This window comes from Kushneria phosphatilytica, from assembly GCF_008247605.1.
Taxonomy (GTDB): Bacteria; Pseudomonadota; Gammaproteobacteria; order Pseudomonadales; family Halomonadaceae; genus Kushneria; species Kushneria phosphatilytica.
Genome location: NZ_CP043420.1, coordinates 358011 through 375182, shown reverse-complemented (window position 1 = coordinate 375182; position 17172 = coordinate 358011). Strand labels below are relative to the sequence as shown.

At 59.3% G+C, this 17172-nt stretch carries 9 protein-coding genes and 1 tRNA gene; 7 read left to right on the top strand and 3 right to left on the bottom strand.

Going from position 1 to position 17172, the window contains the following annotated elements:
• Window positions 1–14: 14 nt before the first annotated feature.
• The 4 genes from FY550_RS01615 (at window position 15) to FY550_RS01605 (ending at window position 9947) form a co-directional block, all read left to right on the top strand.
• A complete protein-coding gene (locus FY550_RS01615; protein ID WP_070981068.1) occupies window positions 15–1712 on the top strand; it encodes a DUF262 domain-containing protein in 1698 nt (565 codons plus the stop codon).
• 31 nt (window positions 1713–1743) lie between these two features.
• A complete protein-coding gene (locus tag FY550_RS16825) occupies window positions 1744–1890 on the top strand; it encodes a hypothetical protein (RefSeq protein ID WP_168169362.1) in 147 nt (48 codons plus the stop codon).
• Window positions 1883–5071 carry a type I restriction endonuclease subunit R gene (locus tag FY550_RS01610; RefSeq protein ID WP_149054314.1) on the top strand — a complete coding sequence of 1063 codons (3189 nt, stop codon included), beginning with the start codon at window positions 1883–1885 and terminating at the stop codon, window positions 5069–5071. Before FY550_RS16825 ends, FY550_RS01610 begins: the two co-directional genes overlap by 8 nt.
• 64 nt (window positions 5072–5135) lie before the next feature.
• On the top strand, window positions 5136–9947 hold the full coding sequence (locus tag FY550_RS01605; RefSeq protein WP_070981065.1) for a DUF3320 domain-containing protein: 4812 nt from the start codon (window positions 5136–5138) through the stop codon (window positions 9945–9947).
• Window positions 9948–11064: 1117 nt separating this feature from the next.
• Here FY550_RS01605 and FY550_RS01600 read toward each other — a convergent pair.
• From FY550_RS01600 to FY550_RS01590, 3 genes are all read right to left on the bottom strand, one after another.
• A complete protein-coding gene (locus FY550_RS01600; protein WP_070981061.1) occupies window positions 11065–13593 on the bottom strand; it encodes a PDDEXK-like family protein in 2529 nt (842 codons plus the stop codon).
• 795 nt (window positions 13594–14388) lie between these two features.
• A tRNA-Thr gene (locus tag FY550_RS01595) sits at window positions 14389–14464 on the bottom strand.
• A gap of 63 nt (window positions 14465–14527) precedes the next feature.
• Window positions 14528–14773, bottom strand: a complete 246-nt coding sequence (locus FY550_RS01590) for a hypothetical protein (RefSeq protein ID WP_070981048.1) — start codon at window positions 14771–14773, stop codon at window positions 14528–14530.
• Window positions 14774–14970: 197 nt separating this feature from the next.
• Between FY550_RS01590 and FY550_RS01585 the strand changes: the two genes are divergently transcribed.
• The 3 genes from FY550_RS01585 to hglS all read left to right on the top strand — a co-directional run bounded on the left by FY550_RS01585 (window position 14971) and on the right by hglS (window position 17165).
• A complete protein-coding gene (locus FY550_RS01585) occupies window positions 14971–15363 on the top strand; it encodes a YidH family protein (protein WP_084388259.1) in 393 nt (130 codons plus the stop codon).
• A 6-nt stretch (window positions 15364–15369) separates the two neighbouring features.
• Window positions 15370–15714, top strand: coding sequence for a DUF202 domain-containing protein (locus FY550_RS01580; protein WP_070981045.1), 345 nt, complete (start codon window positions 15370–15372; stop codon window positions 15712–15714).
• Window positions 15715–15806: 92 nt separating this feature from the next.
• Window positions 15807–17165 carry a 2-oxoadipate dioxygenase/decarboxylase HglS gene (gene hglS, locus FY550_RS01575; RefSeq protein ID WP_070981043.1) on the top strand — a complete coding sequence of 453 codons (1359 nt, stop codon included), beginning with the start codon at window positions 15807–15809 and terminating at the stop codon, window positions 17163–17165.
• Window positions 17166–17172: the final 7 nt, after the last annotated feature.

The window sequence follows — 17172 nt, the reverse complement described above, 5'->3', positions numbered from 1 at the left end:
TTCAAGGTTGTTTTATGAATATCAGTGTTGATAAGACCAATCTCAATAACCTGCTGGGGGTACCCAATCGTCAGCTGACGATACCTCCTTATCAACGTCCCTATGCCTGGGAAGTCGAGCAGGTTGATGAGCTTTGGCATGATATTACCGACTCATTGGACGAAAGCCATTTCATGGGCTCGGTCGTGCTTTGTTCTTCGGACGAGCAACGCCCCGAAGTAATCGACGGCCAGCAGCGCTTGACGACGATCATTCTACTATTGGCGCTCATCCGGGATCGTTACCAGATCCTCAGTCCGGGCCTGGTAGGACGCGTTCAGCAATTTCTCGAGAACCCATATGCAGATCCTGAACTGCGTTTCAAGTTTCAGCCAGGTAAAGCCAACCTGCGGGTGTTTACCGATTTTGTCCTGCATCACCCGAATAGCCCTGCGCGTCGACAGTGGGATGAAATTAAAGAGTTGAACGGCCATGAACTGAATCGTAATAGCCGTTTGATAGCAAACACAGAGCGTCTGAAAGAGTATCTAGATAAATACCTGCAAGCATGTACTGACCCTTTAAATGCTCTGGATCAAATTGAGCATAGCATTATGAAAGGCTTGGAATTCGTGGTAATCAATGTGCCTGACATTGCCAATGCCTTTATTATATTCGAGACGCTCAATGATCGTGGCCTGGCGCTTTCAGCAGGCGACCTTCTTAAAAACCATTTGCTGTCGGAAGCTGCAAAAGCTCGAGAATCTGTCGAGGCGCTCGCCGAAGATTGGGATATTGTTATTGACAATCTGGAAGGTGGAGATATTACCCGCTTCCTGCGACATTATCTGCTCACAACGTATAGCACCGTTCAAAAGGACGACGTTTTTTCGCTGTTCAAAAAGGAAGTAAGCAGTCGAGGCGTTAATCGAATGATCAAAGACCTGAAGCAGATGTCACGCTTCTATGGTCAATTCATCAAGCCGGAGCTGGTGGCAGATAAAGGGGTCCGAGAGATTTATCAGAACCTGAGCACACTAAGAGCCACCATGTGCTATTCAGCACTACTCGCCGCATCGGCAGTGCTGGACTTTTCTACATTGCGCGATTTTGCACGCCTATGTGAAGTTCTGACGTTCCGTTACAGCACTATTTGCAGCAAGGATTCAAAAGAGCTCGAGCGCTTCTATCACGGCGCTGCGAAGGCGCTTTCAACGCAAGGTGCTGCCGGACTGATGGATGCCTGCCATATACTTGAGTCTGCTTCTCCGAAAAGTGAAGAATTTGTTCTGGCCTTTCGGAGTCAGTCCATGGGGCGGCAGTACATCGTCAACTATATCTTTCGGCATATTGAGAACTACCTGGATCCTGAAGAGAAGACGCTGGAGAGTACACAGCATGTGCATATTGAGCACATTATGCCTCAGACGCTTTCTGCAGCATGGCGTGAAGATTTGGGAGAGGCAGCAGATCAGCACGAGCTGTATGTTAATCGCTGGGGAAATCTGACGCTGCTGGGAGGCAAGAAGAACGTAAGCGCTTCCAACCAGACCTTCGCGTACAAAAAAGCGCTCTATAGCAATTCAAAAATTGCGATGGCCCGTGAGCTGACCCAGGTTGAAAATTGGGGTATTCAGGAAATCGAGGATAGACAGTCAAGACTCGCAGTACTTGCTAACACGATCTGGGATTTTTCAACGCCCTTATCCAATCGAGCCGGTCTGACAGGTTGATGCAGACCCATAACGCTGAAAGGAGAGGGTAGTGGCTATCGAAGCAAAAAGTGTTCTGAAGGCTTTAGGCTCTGAGTTCCGGGATTTGCCAGTCTTTGTAGAAAGACTGAATGATTATGTAGGTATTGATCGTATACGTTACCCGTTTCCAAACAAGAACGGTGGCGTGGATGGCTGACAATCGGGAGGTCCAGTTTCAGCAGGACATCATTGAGGCCATGACCGCGAGTGGCTGGCTGGCCGGTCAGGCAAGCGGTTACGATCGGATCAGCGCGCTCTATCCCGAGGATCTGCTCGGCTATTTCCGTGAGGCGTATCCGGAGCGCTGGGAGAAGTTCTGCAAGAACACTCCTCAGAACCCCGAAGCGACGTTGATCAGGTCTGTGGTGCGGGAGCTGGAGCGCCACGGCACGCTCGAAGTGCTGCGCCGGGGCGTCAAGGTGCCGGGAGTTAAAATCGACCTGTGCAGTTTCCAGCCTGATCACGCCATGAATCCTGAAGCCCTGGCACGCTACGGGATGAATCGTCTGCGAGTTGTGCCGGAGGTCGCCTATTCTCCCCATCAACGTGACAACTACAATCCGCGCCTGGATCTGGTGTTGTTCGTCAATGGTATTCCCACAGCAACGCTGGAACTCAAGAGCGAGTTCAAGCAGTCGGTAGAGAATGCCAAGCGCCAGTACCGTCAGGATCGTCCGATCAAGGACCCTATGACGCGCAAGACCGAGCCGCTGTTGACGTTTAAGCGCGGTGCGCTGGTGCATTTCGCGGTGAGTCAGAACGAGGTGGCGATGACCACCAAGCTGGCCGGCAAGGACACCTTCTTCCTGCCTTTCAACCTGGGCACCGAAGACGGCGGCGCCGGCAACCCGCCCGCACCAGACGAGAGTACTTACGCCACGGCCTACCTGTGGGAACGCGTCTTTCAGCCCGACGCCTGGCTGAAAATTCTGGGGCGTTTTCTGCATCTGGAGCAGAAGGTCAAAGAGGATTTCCATGGCCGACGGTACACCAGAGAAGCGCTAATCTTTCCCCGCTTTCATCAGTGGGATGTCGTCAATCAGCTACTGGATACCACCCGCCGGGAAGGAACAGGGCAGCGCTATCTGATCCAACACAGCGCGGGTTCCGGCAAGTCCAACTCCATTGCCTGGACTGCCCACCAGCTCGCCAATCTGTACGACGAGGATGGCAACAAGCTGTTCAATTCGGTCATCGTGGTGACCGACCGCACGGTGCTCGACAGCCAGTTGCAGGATACCATCTACCAGTTCGAGCACGCCCGCGGCGTGGTATGCCCCATCACCCGTGACGTGGGCAACCAGAGCAAGTCCGAACAACTTGCCGAGGCGCTGGCAGGCAATACCCGCATCATCGTCGTGACCATCCAGACCTTCCCGGCGCTGTTCGATGCGCTCGATAAGCGCCCGCAGCTCGCCGAGGGGCGTTATGCGGTTATCGCCGATGAGGCGCACTCGTCCCAGACCGGTTCTTCTGCCAGCAAACTCAAGGCGCTACTGGGCTCTGAACACCCCGATTCCGATGAGACGGGTGAAATCAGCGCCGAGGCGCTGCTTGATGCGGCTGTCGCTGCCCGCCAACCCAGTGCCCGAATCAGTTACTATGCCTTCACCGCCACACCCAAGGCCAAGACCCTGGAGCTGTTCGGTCGGCCACCCAACCCCGGCCTACCTGCGAGCAGTGACAACAAACCCGAGCCGTTTCATCTCTATTCCATGCGTCAGGCCATCGAGGAGGGCTTCATCCTCGATGTGCTGGATCGCTATACCACCTACAACACCGCCTGGCGGCTCGCCCATCCGGACAGCGACGATCAGGAAGTGGATTCGAAGAAGGCTTCGAAGACCCTGGCCAAGTGGGTAAGGCTGCACCCCCACAACATCAGCCAGAAGGTCGAGGTGATCGTCGAGCACTACCGGGCCAACGTGAAACACCTGCTGGATGGCCAGGCCAAGGCCATGGTGGTTACCGCCAGCCGCCAGGAAGCGGTGCGTTACGCCATGGCCATGCGTGACTATGTGAAAGAGAAGGAGTACCGGGACGTGCATCCTCTGGTGGCCTTCTCGGGCAGCGTGTTGCCGGATGGCGTGATCGAGGAGGAGATTACCGAGACCAGCGCCAAGCTTAACCCGGGGCTCAAGGGGCGCGACCTGCGCGACGCTTTCGATACTGACGACTACAACGTCATGATCGCGGCCAACAAGTTTCAGACCGGATTCGATCAACCCAAACTGTGTGCCATGTATGTGGACAAGAAACTCCACGGCGTGGATTGCGTTCAAACCCTTTCCCGGCTGAATCGCACCTTCCCCGGCAAGGAAACCTTCATTCTCGATTTCTTCAACGAGCCCGAGGAGATTCTTGAATCCTTTGCCCCGTACTACAGAAAGTCGGAGCTGGCGGATGTATCAGACCCTGGGGTGGTCTATGACCTGCAAAAGGAGCTGGATGATGCCGGCATCTATCACTGGGAAGAGGTCGAGGCCTTTGTCCGCGCCTTTTTTGATCCGAAGGCTTCGGCCAGCAAGCTGAGCTATTACTGCCAGCCGGCCAGAGAGCGTTTTATTACCCGCTACAAGGCAGTGCAGCAACAGCTCAAGGACTGGCAGCGGGCCCTTGAAAGAGCCAAGGCAGCAGATGACAGAACCGGGCTGCATCGTGCCGAACAGGAACTCAAGGATGCCGGGACTACTCGCGATGAGCTTGATCTGTTTCGCAAGAATCTGACCAGTTTCGTGCGGACCTATGAATTCCTGTCACAGATCATCTATTTCGAGGATCGTGAGCTGGAGCAGCTCTGCGTCTATGCCCGGCATCTTTCACCACTGCTGCGTGTGGATCGCCTGGATGAAGAGGAGATCGATGTCAGTGAGCTGGAACTGACTCATTACCGACTTACCAAACGGGTCGAGCAGGAACTGTCTCTTGAAAAGCAAGGCGATTATGTGCTCAAGCCAGTGAGTGATGTCGGCTCAGGTAAACCGCATGACCCCGAAAAGCAGCGACTGGACGAGATCATCAGCAAACTCAATGAGCTGTATGGCGCTGAAGTCAGTGATGAAGACAAGCTGCATTTTGCCAATGGCATTGCCGATCGCATCGAGCGGGACGAATCGGTGATGGCCCAGATTCGACACCACGACGAGGATCAGGTCATGCATGGCCTTTTTCCCAAGCGGGTCGAACAAGCGATAATTGATGCCATTAGCGACCACGAGAAGCTGTCGATGCCGCTCCTGGAGAACGAGAAGACCGGGCAAGAGTTCTCTCTGCTGATTCTCAAGTTACTGGCGGGGCGTAAGCGGTCGCAGCAGCAAGGAGGCGATGATCGTCGATGAGATCATCCCCCAAGATAATACCCTTTGAATTTCAGAGACGTGGCCCACGCAGGGAGCGCGCAACATGAACAATTCTTCACTTCAGCAGAAACTCGAGCTCGCCCGGCATGAGCTCCTCGACATGGGGCTGCGTGGGAATCCGCTGCTGCATGTGCCAAGCAACAAGCGCTTCCTCGACATCGTGGACGAGCAATCGACCGAGGTCGCCAACATTCTGGTCGAGGAAAAGAAGGCCATGCGCTTTCTGCCGCTTCCAGAGGCTTACGAGAAGGACGAATCCGGCTCTGATGACGAGCTGGCTGCGGAGCAGGACGAGGAGCAGGAGTCTCTTCCTCCCCTGGAAGCGTATCTAGAGCAGGAGCAGGGCGAGGAGCGGTTCAGCGACCTCTATCTGCAGACGCGCCTACCGGCTCGCGAGCTGGATACGCGACTGATCAAGCTGGAAAACGAAGCCCATACCCTGCTTCAGGAACAGGGCATCGAGGTACTGTATCTGGCGCTGGGGTTCCTGGAGTGGTACGAGGATGAGAACGCCCACACACCGCGTTATGCACCACTGATTCTGCTGCCGGTGGAGCTTCAGCGGGAGTCGGCTCGCGCCGGCTTTACGCTGTCGTTCACCAATGCCGAGATGGGCGGCAACCTGGCATTGGCCGCCCGGTTGAAGCAGGATTTCCGCCTGACGCTTCCCGAATTCGACGAAGAGACGTCGCTGGTGGATTACTTCGGCCAGGTCCAGCAGATGATCGCCGATCGCCCTCGCTGGGAGGTGCATGTCGATCAGATACGGCTGGGGCTCTTCTCGTTCGGCAAGTTCCAGATGTATACCGATCTGGATCCCAACAACTGGCCAGACTCTCATCAACTACTGGAACATCCTCAGCTCGAGAAACTGTTCGAAACCGGATACCGCGAGGATGCCGAGCGCCTCGAGGCGTCTTCCGGCCATGACCTGCTCAAAACACCCGAGTCTCTCCACCTGGTCAAGGATGCCGACTCAAGCCAGCTCGAGGCCATCCTCGCGGTAATGGAAGGTGCCAGCCTGGTGGTCCAGGGGCCTCCGGGAACCGGCAAGTCGCAGACGATCAGCAACCTCATCGGAGAGGCACTGGCGCGAGGCAAGAAAGTCCTGTTCGTCGCCCAGAAGATGGCGGCCCTGGACGTCGTGAAATCACGCCTGGATGAGTGTCATCTCGGCGATGCCGTGCTGGAGCTGCACAGCCACAAGAGCAACAAGAAGGCGGTTCTCGATTCGCTGCGCCGCGTGTTCGATAACGGGCGCCCCAAGGTGCCGGATCGCTCAAGCGCGTATCAGCGTCTCGGCGAGGTGCGAGAGTCGCTGGACGGCTATGTGGAAGAGATCCGTGCTCCCATCCTGGCCTCGCAGACCGACTACGTGACGGCGCTGGGGAAAATGCTGCAACTCCAGCGTGATGAACGCTTGCAGGCCTTGCAGCGGATCGACTTCGAGCGCCTCCGCCACTGGGGCCCCCAAGAACTGGCACGAGGGCAGCGTGCCATGGATGCCATGGGTGATTATCTGGCCGAGTACGGGCCACCCTCCGAGAACTCTTATCGTAACTCGCGGCGCCATGATCTGTCGCCCGGCGAAGAACAGGAGCTTCGCAAGCGGGTTCAGCAGGCCGCCGATCAACTGACGGAAATGAACGACAATGCCGTCAGCCTCGCCCAGGCCATGCAGCTGCCGATTCCGCAGGACTTCGATGACATTGCCATCCTTCAGCGGGCCGGCAAGCGAGCGCTCAATGCCCCGCACCTGGCCGGGGTAAAGGTAAATACCGAGCAGTGGCAGGCCCGTCGTGACGAGGTGCATCAGGCCATCGCCGCCGGTCAGGCGCTGTCGCGTACCCATGACGCCATGCAGCCACGCTTCATCGAGGCCGTGTATGACGCCGACATGCTGCCGATTCGCACCGGGCTCGCCGGACGGGCCGACAAGTGGTGGCGCATCTTTTCCGGCGAGTATCGGCGTGCCGCTTCCACCTTGAAAGGCTATGCCCGCGGGCAGCTGACGGGCACGCCGGTAGACTGGCTGGGCTGGGTGGATGAGCTGCTGGAAGCTCAGCAACACCGCAAGACGCTGGAGCGCCTGTCCCCCACCTGTCAGACCCTGTTCGGGGCACAGTGGCAGGGCGAGGAAAGTGACTGGTCAGTACTGGCGCAACTCGCCGAGTGGATCATCGACCTGTACGAGGCGATCGGCAAGGGAGAGTTGCCGGCGGGGCTGGCGGCCTTCCTAGATGGCAATCCGGACCTGCGTGAATACACCGATCAAGTCGAGGCGCTGCAATCCCACTCAGAGCGCGTCCGGGGAATGCTTCAGGATTTGTGCCGGCAGATTGAATGGGGCGAGGAAGTCTCGGCATTGACGCTGGACACTTGGCATCAGCGTCTTGCCGGCTGGCGGGACACCGCTCAACTGTATGCCGTGGTCCGCTTCAATCAGCTGAGCGAAGATCTCGAGAAAGCCGAGCTGGGGCATCTTACGGCAACCCTGGCCAACTGGTCTCATGCACCGCGTGCCCTGAGCGCATGGCTGGAACTGAGCTATTTTGGTGGCCTGGTGGATCATGCCTATGTCGAGCGTCCGCGCCTGGCGCGTTTCGACCGGCTGACTCACGAGCGCCTCATTCAGGAATTCAATCAGCTGGATGGGGCCAGCTTCCAGTACGCCCAAGAATCGCTGGTCAAGCGGCTGCATGCCAACCTCCCGTCCAAGTATGCGCCGGGAGAAATGGATATCCTGCGCCGGGAGTTCACCAAGAAGCGCCGCCACCTGCCCATTCGCAAATTGCTGCGTGAAGCCGGGGCCGTCATCCAGCAGGCCAAGCCGGTATTCATGATGAGTCCGATGTCGGTGGCGGGTTATCTCGCTCAAGGGAATCTGGACTTCGACTTGGTGATCTTCGACGAGGCGAGTCAGATCCCGGCCCCCGAGGCCCTGGGCGCCATCCTGCGTGGCCGTCAGGTCGTCGTAGTCGGTGACAGCAAGCAGATGCCTCCTACCAACTTCTTCGGGCAGTCTGTCGAGCTCAGTGACGAGGAGGCCGAAGAGAGCGCCACGGCCGACGTGGAGAGCATCCTAGGCATGATGAAGGCGCAAGGCATGCCGGAACGCATGCTGCGCTGGCACTACCGCAGTCGCCACCACTCCCTGATCGCCGTCTCGAACGATCAATTCTACGACAATCAGTTACTGATCTTTCCCAGTCCGGGCGTCCACCCGGAGGCCAGAGGCCTGCATTTTCGCCACCTGCCGGAGACCCATTACGATCGGGGCGGTTCACGGACCAACGCCGGTGAAGCCCGGGCCGTTGCCGAGGCAGTGATCCAGCATGCCCGACAGTCGCCCCAGCTGTCGCTCGGGGTGGTGGCCTTCAGTACCGCGCAACGCGAAGCCATTCTGTTGGAGGTGGAGCGCCTGCGCCGCGAGCACGAGGAGCTCGAACACTTCTTCCGCCACCACGATGGCGGTGACGAATTTTTCATCAAGAACCTGGAAAACGTTCAGGGTGATGAACGTGATGTGATCTTCATCAGTGTGGGGTACGGACGGACGTCGGCGGGCCGCCTAGGGCAAAACTTCGGCCCGATCAACAAGACGGGCGGCGAGCGCCGACTCAACGTGTTGATTTCCCGCGCACGGCTGGCCATGGACGTCTTTGCCAACTTCCAGGCCGATGAGTTGAAAGTCACCGAATCATCGCCATTCGGGGTCCGTGCTCTGCAAGCCTTCCTCAAGTATGCCGAGACGGGAGAGCTACCGACCCACGAGATGACGGACAGAGAACCGGACTCGCCCTTCGAATGGGAGGTGATGCGAGCCATCCAGGACCTGGGTTACGAGGTCCAGCCGCAGGTGGGGAGTCAGGGCTTCTTCATCGATCTGGCGATACGTGATCCCGAGGCACCGGGACGCTTCCTGCTGGCTGTGGAATGTGATGGAGCCAGTTATCACAGCAGCGCCGTGGCCAGGGATCGGGACCGGTTACGCCAGTCGGTGCTGGAGGGGCTGGGATGGCGCTTCCACCGCATCTGGAGCACCGAGTGGTTCCGTAATGCCGCTGCCGAGACCCAACGCCTGAAGGAAGCCATCGAGGCCGCTCAGCGCCATCAGAAAGCCCTTGAAGCAACGAGCCCCGGCTCCGAGGAGGACGACTCGGGTGAAAGCCCTCAAGACGCCCCGGGTCTCCCCGTGGATACCGACGACGAAGCGGCTGAGCCACCACCGCTTTCGGCCGCCATCGAGCGAGAGGCTGCCTCCCAGGCGGCGCCCAGCATTCCGGCCTACGTGCCAGCGAACACGGACACCCTGGGGCTCTCGCCAGCTGATAGCCAGTTCGAGGAAATCCCCCGTGACCGACTTCAACAGGCCATTCACCGGGTGGTGGCGCACGAGGGGCCCATGCACATCAAGATGCTGCTTTCGAGGCTGACTGACGCAACAGGCCTGCAGCGGGCCGGGGCGCGGATCCAGCGTCGGGTCGAGGCCGAGAGTCAGTCCCTGGAGCGTCAGGGACGTTTACAGCGTCAGGGGGACTTCCTGAGTACGCCGGAACGAACGGTACCGCCTCGGCGCGACTGGAGCAGCCTGCCGGCCAGCGAGCGCAAGTTTGAGCTCGTGCCGCCCGGCGAACTGGAGCAGGCGCTCATGCTCACCCTGAAAGACAGTGTCTCGATCGAGCCAGTGGACGCGATGGGAGCGGCCATCAACTTGCTTGGCTTCAAGCGCCTGACCAAGCCGATCCGCCAGCGTGTCGAAACCGTGCTTCATGAGCTACATGACCGGGGTGAGGTGCAGGAGCGCAATGGACGTTTGCAGCTGACCGACCCCACGGCTCATGCTAACGCCTAGCGGCTTCCATCCATGTCACCTGCTTGACGACTTCGAGCTTGAATTCTTCGATGCATCGTTGACGACTAATAGAACTTCCTGATGCCTTCAGTATAAGGCCTGGAGATGTCTACGAAACCAGGGGCGACTCAGAATGCCAGGACAAGCCCGAACCGCCGCCCGCCACCCCGGCGGAGATCAACGCCATCATCGCTGGCCTGAAAGCGGTTGGCCGCAACCTTGGCCCCGAGCTGGTGGCACAAGTCCGGGCACGGCTGATGCCGTTGGGCCGGCAGGTACGTGCCGAGCTGGCGGTAGTGCTGGATGAGGCCTTCACGGTGGCACCGGACGATGCTACCGCCCGCGCTCAGTGCCAGTGCCTGCCAAGCGACCCACAAGCCCTGCACGCCGCCAAGGCGGTATGGCCCCGGTCTGCCGCCTGCACTGATGGAAAAGTGCGCACTGGTGCGGCAACTGCGCACCAGGCTGGAAGGCGCTCTGTTATTGGGCTCAGGGGGAATCGACGCGCTGAAAAGTGCGCAAAGTGCGCAGGAAATCCAAGTGCGCACTTCGTGAGTAGATGCCCACACCAGCCGACGCTAAAATGAAACAGGCTCCGCTCCCTCGCCGGGACGGGTAAGTGTAGGCTCGGCGTGCGTAGGTCCGCGCTTGTCATCCCCCTTCGCGGATTCATCGGAGCCCAGCTTCCGCTCCCATCTTCGGGCGTTCCGTGTAGCCCTTGGGTGCGTAGGCTTTGCCGGGTCGTATTTCCCGCTTTGCCATCGGAAGCTTTCCTGTCGAACGGTAGTCAACACGATCCGGTTCTGTTTCAGGTGCGGCATTCCTGGCAGCTTGAAACGCTCTCTGAGAACGAGAAGGGCAGCATAGGCTCTCTGGGGGTACATATGGGGGTATTGTGAGCGTCATGATTCGTCATTTCCATGGAAAATCATGAGCTTGCATGTTTGATGTCTGTCCGACCACCGCACCACTCGAATCAGTGGTTTACGACTCTCCCTCCTGCATTTGCGAATCGGCGACTGGTCGCAGTGCTTATCTCCTGTTTCGGCAGTTGCGTAGTCACAATACCTACTGATGGAAGAACAGAAAGCGTAGGGCCCTGAGCTTCCTGCTTTAATCAGTCATCCGAATTCTGCCGCCATCGTTTCAAGGGATTTTTGTTCCAGCCCCGGGTTTCCACTGTGCGCGAGGCGCTTGCCCACCAGTCGCTGGCCGTGCTGTGTGCCTTGCGCGAGAATTCAGCCAACTGCTCGTTGTCCATCAGTTCCCGCAGGCCGGGGCGCTCCTGCAACCGTTTACTCACGTTGTGCAGCTCTCGCTGATAAAGCGCCTGATGCACCCCGCAGAGCTGCATGATTTCCAGCAGTTCGGTCAGTCGCCGTTCGGGTTGCGGATAGCGTTCTCGGGTTGCGAACCAGAGATGAAGCAGGCACTCACGGCAGAACATCCGATCATCTTCCAGTCGCCAGTAAAGGTAGCCCTCCAGCACGCTGGCAGTGATTTCGTGTTGTTTCTCTGCCAGCTGCGCCTGTCTGGCTGTCAGGGCATCGTTCAATCGACACTGCAGGGCGTGCAGCGCTTCATGAGCAGCATCCTCCCACTGGCGATGGGCATTGCTGCGAACGTTGTGCCGCAACCAGCGGGTAGCCCGGCTGGTGAACATCTGTGACAGCATGGGCGCGCCCGCGCCGAATACCCATGCACCGGCCGGCCCGAAAAGCATCAGCCCCACACCGGTACCTGCTACTCCGCCGGCCCCGGCCAAGCTCATGCGCACTGTGCCATCCAGCACGACCTGCTCGAGCGCCTGCTGCCCGGACATTACTCCGCGGCGATAAGCCAGCAGCCCGCGGGCGGCGCTGATAATGCCTGCCATGGGGACAACACTCGGATTGAGTAGCTCAGCGCCGGCCGCCAGTGATTCGCGGGTCACTTCTTCGATCAGCTCATTGCTCAGGCCCTCGAGAAAAAAGACATTGTCTGTCCACTCATCCGGGAGCCTTTCCACGACACCCGTAAGCTCGGTGTTGGCAATCACCGGGTAGTGGTAGTGCTCGAAATGCTCACGCAGTCCTGCCAGAGAGGCATGAAACTTGACCTGAAAGGGCTGGCCGTCCACCAGCAGATCCCAGCCGGGATTATTGGCAGTATCCGGGAGTGATACCGTATGACCGGCAGCAACCAGTCGTGCCGCAACGGCCTGTTCCGCGACATAGCCCTTGAGCTGGCTGATCCCGCCCAGCATGGAGGCATCACTGCCGCCCATGATCTGATCGGCCAGCTGGGCAAAGTCCAGTGTGTCATTAATGTCGGCCACACGACTGAAATCGGCTGCTGCAATGGCCTCGGGATCAATGGCGGCTCTGCAGTAGATGATGTCTCCTATCGTCATCAGCCCCATGGCCAGGGCGTTGGTGTGCTCGTTGCCTGCCAGGGGATCTTCTGTCGTCCTGTTCGCCCTGGCGTCCACTCTCCCGGGTGTACGGCCCATGGCACTCAGCACCGACTCGGAAGGAGAAGTTGTAGCGCCATTCGGAAGTGTTGCCAGTTGTTGCCACTGCTCGCAGTATTCCTGGAGCGTTTTACTTTCGAGACCTTCCATTCCTGATAGATCGGATACCCGGGGAAAACAGCGCAGTGCGCCTTCGAGGCCAATGCGACCATGCCCAAGTCCGTTGAGGGTCAGCATTGCGATCACCCGCGCTGCGATGGCAACACTTACCTTCTCGCGTGCGCGATTGAGCAGCCACCAGCCACCGCCACCGGCGATACCGAAGATGGTGATGGGATTGGACATTACGGAGACAAAAGAGACCAGGCCGGGGCCGCTCACCCAGGGGATGAACGTCGATGCCTGAGCCGCCAGGATATACCCGGAAAAACCGGCGGCACTGACCCCCATGCCAAAGGCCCCCAGTGAGCCTCCCAGCAGCACCGTATGGCGAAGGGCCGCATCATGAATGTTGGTAGCGCCCGTTTGCGACAGCAGCCTCTCCTGATCTTCGGCATCAAGCTGGCCCAGGGCGGTGATGGCTTCGGTCAGGTGATGTCGGCGCTCTGTGGGGTCAGCAAACTGATCGGCCTGCTCGCTCTGTTCCCAGAACTCATCCAGCATGGGGATCACGACCTCGGCCAGGGTGCTGGCATGTCTCCCTCGTGGTAGCCAGCCTTTCTGATGCAGCCAGCGGTGGCTGGAATTGACCATGCCGGGTGGGTCCAGCAGATGAATCAGGCGAGCCGCCATGTCATCGGCAAGACTGCTGCAGCCACGCCGTGAACGGGTCAGGCCTGCAGGCAGTTTCAGTGCCTGTCGCAGGCGTATCCAGAGCAACAGTCGCAACGCGTCGTCATCATGGTGGCTGTTCTGCCAGTGGCGCTGCTGCTCGCCGATTTCCCGTGCTGCTGCCTGCTGCTCCTGCGCTGTCAGTGGGGCAGGAGCTTTATCGATACGGCTGCGGAGTTTTTCTCCCCATTCGGAGAGTTGTGCGCTCGCCTGTTGGGTCAGTTTTTCAAGCCGGCTGCTCAGCTGGCTGTCGTCGAACAACGCCAGGCAGGTGGCCAGCAGCGAGCGATCGGCATGTCCCAGCCCGGCAAGCATGTCGGCAGGGGTAATGGGAATATCCCGACAGGAGAGATGATCCGTCATATGAGCGCCTTGATCTTATTCTGAAAAGCCCGGCCTCATTCTGACACGGCTGGTCCGAGGCAGGGTGACCGCAACCACTGTGTGTTCTTGTGTAACGACTTCAATGGCAGATTCGGCACATTCCGGTGGGCGCATGTGCCTCAATAATTCAGCCAACCATGAACGGATGGCAGGGGTTGCTCGGGTAACGCTAGACTGGAGTCGGCTCCGCTCCCATGCCGGGACGGGAGAGTGTAGGCCCGGCGTGCCTAGGTTCGTGCTTGTCATTGCCCTTCACGGATTCACCGGAGCCACTTCCTGGAAGAATAAAATTCGCCACTCCTCATGAAGCAGAGGCGGCATTTTGTAGGGTCTATCCATTGGAAAAGTGCGCACGGGTACGCATCTGCGCACCAGGCTGGAAGGCGCTCTGTTATTGGGCTCAGGTGAAATCGACGGGCTGAAAAGTGCGCAAAGTGCGCAGGAAATCCATGTGCGCACTTCATGAGTAGATGCCCACACCAGCCGACGCTAGAATGAAACGGGCTCCGCGCCCACGCCGGGACGGGAAAGTGTAGGCCCGGCGTGCGTAGGTCCGCGCTTGTCATACCCCTTCGCGGATTCACCGGAGCCCCAGCTTCCGCTCCCACCTTCGGGCGTTCCCGTGTCGCTCCTGGGGCATAGACCTTGCCGGGTCGTATTTCCCGCTTTGCCCGCCTGATTTAGCTGGCTGCTACCTATTTGCTACCCAGACTCATAGCAACAAAAAACCGCCACCCGGCATTACCCGTAAGCGGCGGTTTTTACTGATCTTTCTGGTGCCGGTGAGAGGATTCGAACCTCCGACCTACGCATTACGAATGCGTTGCTCTGCCGACTGAGCTACACCGGCTGACCGGTTGCGTAGTCTAGCGGTTCAGTCGCGTACTGAACACCCCTTTTGCTTTCAAACCGGCTACTTGCGGCGGTTGCGACCCCGGCTGCGCTTTTGGATATGGCGACGTGCCGGCGCATCGCTGGTGAAGCAGTAGGCGATCAGACTCCAGAGCAGGAAGGCAGTCACGGCGAAGACCAGAATCAGCAGTCGTACCGGTAGCGGCCAGCTTCCCAACAGGAAGTTGTCCTGCACCAGGGCCCCGATCAGATACCCCAGCACCAGTACACCCGCGCCGATCAGACCGGCCTGTGTCAGTTTATACATGCCCCTGCGCCCCCTGCTGAAGACGGATCGACGACTATCTGGCTCTGTCGCCCAGCATAGCGCAATGCGACACGGGCACAGACGGACGAACTGTCGCATCGCGCTACCATTTCGCCGATGGTGCCCGAAGCGATGACGTCATGGCTGTGGCAGAATGCGCATCAAGGTATCGATGCAGACGAAGGGATCACCGGATCATGCAGGAGACTTCCGACCGCAAACCGCGTTCGCGCACCCTGGGCAGGCCACACTGGCTTGAGCAGGGCAAACACCCCGATTACCGCTTTTCGCTGGCCAATGAGCGCACCTTTCTTGCCTGGATTCGTACGGCATTGGCCTTCATGGCGGGCGCGGTGGGCATTTATCAGTTCGCTCCGGACTTCGCCACGCCCATCACCCGCGAGGCTCTAGGCGTCCTGCTGACTCTGGGCGGGGCTACCCTCGCACTCTCCGCCTACCGGCGCTGGTCGCGCAACGAACAGGCCATGCGCAGCGATAGTGCCCTGCCCTATACCCGACTGCTGGTCGTGGTGTCGATCTTCGTCACGATCGTGGCACTGGCACTGGCCCTGCTGATCCTCTTTCCCTGAGCCACCATGACAACGCCCAACTCCACGCGCGACCCCGGGCTGCAACCGGAACGCACCGGGCTGTCCTGGTCGCGCACCGCCTTTTTGCTGCTGCTCAACTCGGCACTGATTACACGCGCCGGGTTCGAGCATCACGACATGCTGCTGACCGTGGTGGGCATCGCGTTGCTGGCAGCGACCGGCGCCATGTATGCCTGGGCGGGTATCAGGCTGCATATCATCACCACCACCCATCAGCCGGTCTCCCCGCTTTCGGGTTGGGCCATGCGCCTGACGGCGGCCGTGGTGTGTCTTGCCGCGTTGAGCGTGTGCGGAGATATCCTGTATCAGCTCTGGAGCCAGCGGCTCTAGCCTGACCGGCTCGCCCAAAGATGCACTCTCCGCTGTTTGAACCCGACCCACGACGAGCGTTAAATGGGCATAACCTTTCCTGGAGCCGCATCATGAGCGCCGACGTCATCTCCCCAGATCGCATTCGCACCCGTTTCTCTCGCGAGATGTCCAACATGTACCGCCATGAGGTGCCCCAGTACGGCACTCTGCTGCAGCTGGTAGGCGAGATCAACGCGGGGGTCATGGCCGGGCTGCCGGCGGATCGCACCCTGGATGACACCGAACAGGCACGGCTTGATGTCGAGCGCCACGGGGCAATCCGCCTGGGTACACCCGAGGAACTGGCCACCATGCGCGATGTCTTCGCCGTGATGGGCATGTTTCCGGTGGGCTATTACGATCTCTCCGAAGCCGGGGTGCCGGTGCACTCCACGGCGTTTCGGCCGGTCGATGAAACAGCCCTGGCTCGCAACCCCTTCCGAGTGTTCACCTCCCTGTTGCGGTTGGAACTGATCGACGATGATCAGTTGCGCGATCAGGCCCGTCGCATTCTTGCCGCCCGCGATATCTTCACCCCGCGGCTGCGCGAGCTGCTCGCCGAATGGCACCAGCAGGGCGGGCTGGATGATCACCAGGCCGACGAGTTCGTCATGGAAGCCCTGGAGACCTTCCGCTGGCACAGCCATGCCACGGTCGATCGCCCCACCTATGAGCGTCTGCATGAAGCGCATCGTCTGATCGCAGATGTCGTCTGCTTCCGCGGCCCGCATATCAACCATCTGACGCCGCGCACGCTGGATATCGACGCTACCCAGGCGGCCATGCCGGAACATGGCATCACGCCCAAGGCGACCATCGAGGGTCCGCCGCGCCGTGACTGCCCGATCCTGCTGCGCCAGACCAGCTTTCGGGCGCTGGAGGAGACCATCCTGTTTGCCGGCGAGGAAGCAGGCTCGCATACCGCCCGCTTCGGCGAGATCGAGCAGCGCGGCATGGCACTGACCCCGCGCGGCCGGGAGCTCTATGACCAGCTGTTGAGCGCGTCAAAAGCCACCACCGGCGGGCTCTCCGGCGAAGCCCACCAACAGGCGCTCGCCGAGGCGTTCAGTGATTTCCCGGATGACGAAACGGTATTACGCCGCGAGGGACTGGGTTACTTCCGCTATAGCCTGACCGAACAGGGCCAGCAGCGAACCGGTGCCGAGACGCTACCCGAAGACGTCGAAGCGCTGATCGAGCGTGGCCTGATCCGCGCCACACCGATTATTTACGAGGATTTCCTGCCAGTCAGCGCCGCAGGCATCTTCCAGTCCAATCTCGGTGATGGTGGGAGCGGTCAATACACTCAGAGCGCCAATCAGGCGGCCTTTGAAGAGGCGCTGGGCGCGTCAGTTCACGATCCCTTTGAACTCTATGACGCCATCAGCCAGGAGTCGCTGGCCGCCTGCCGACGCGCCCTGAGTCACTGAGTCGAGC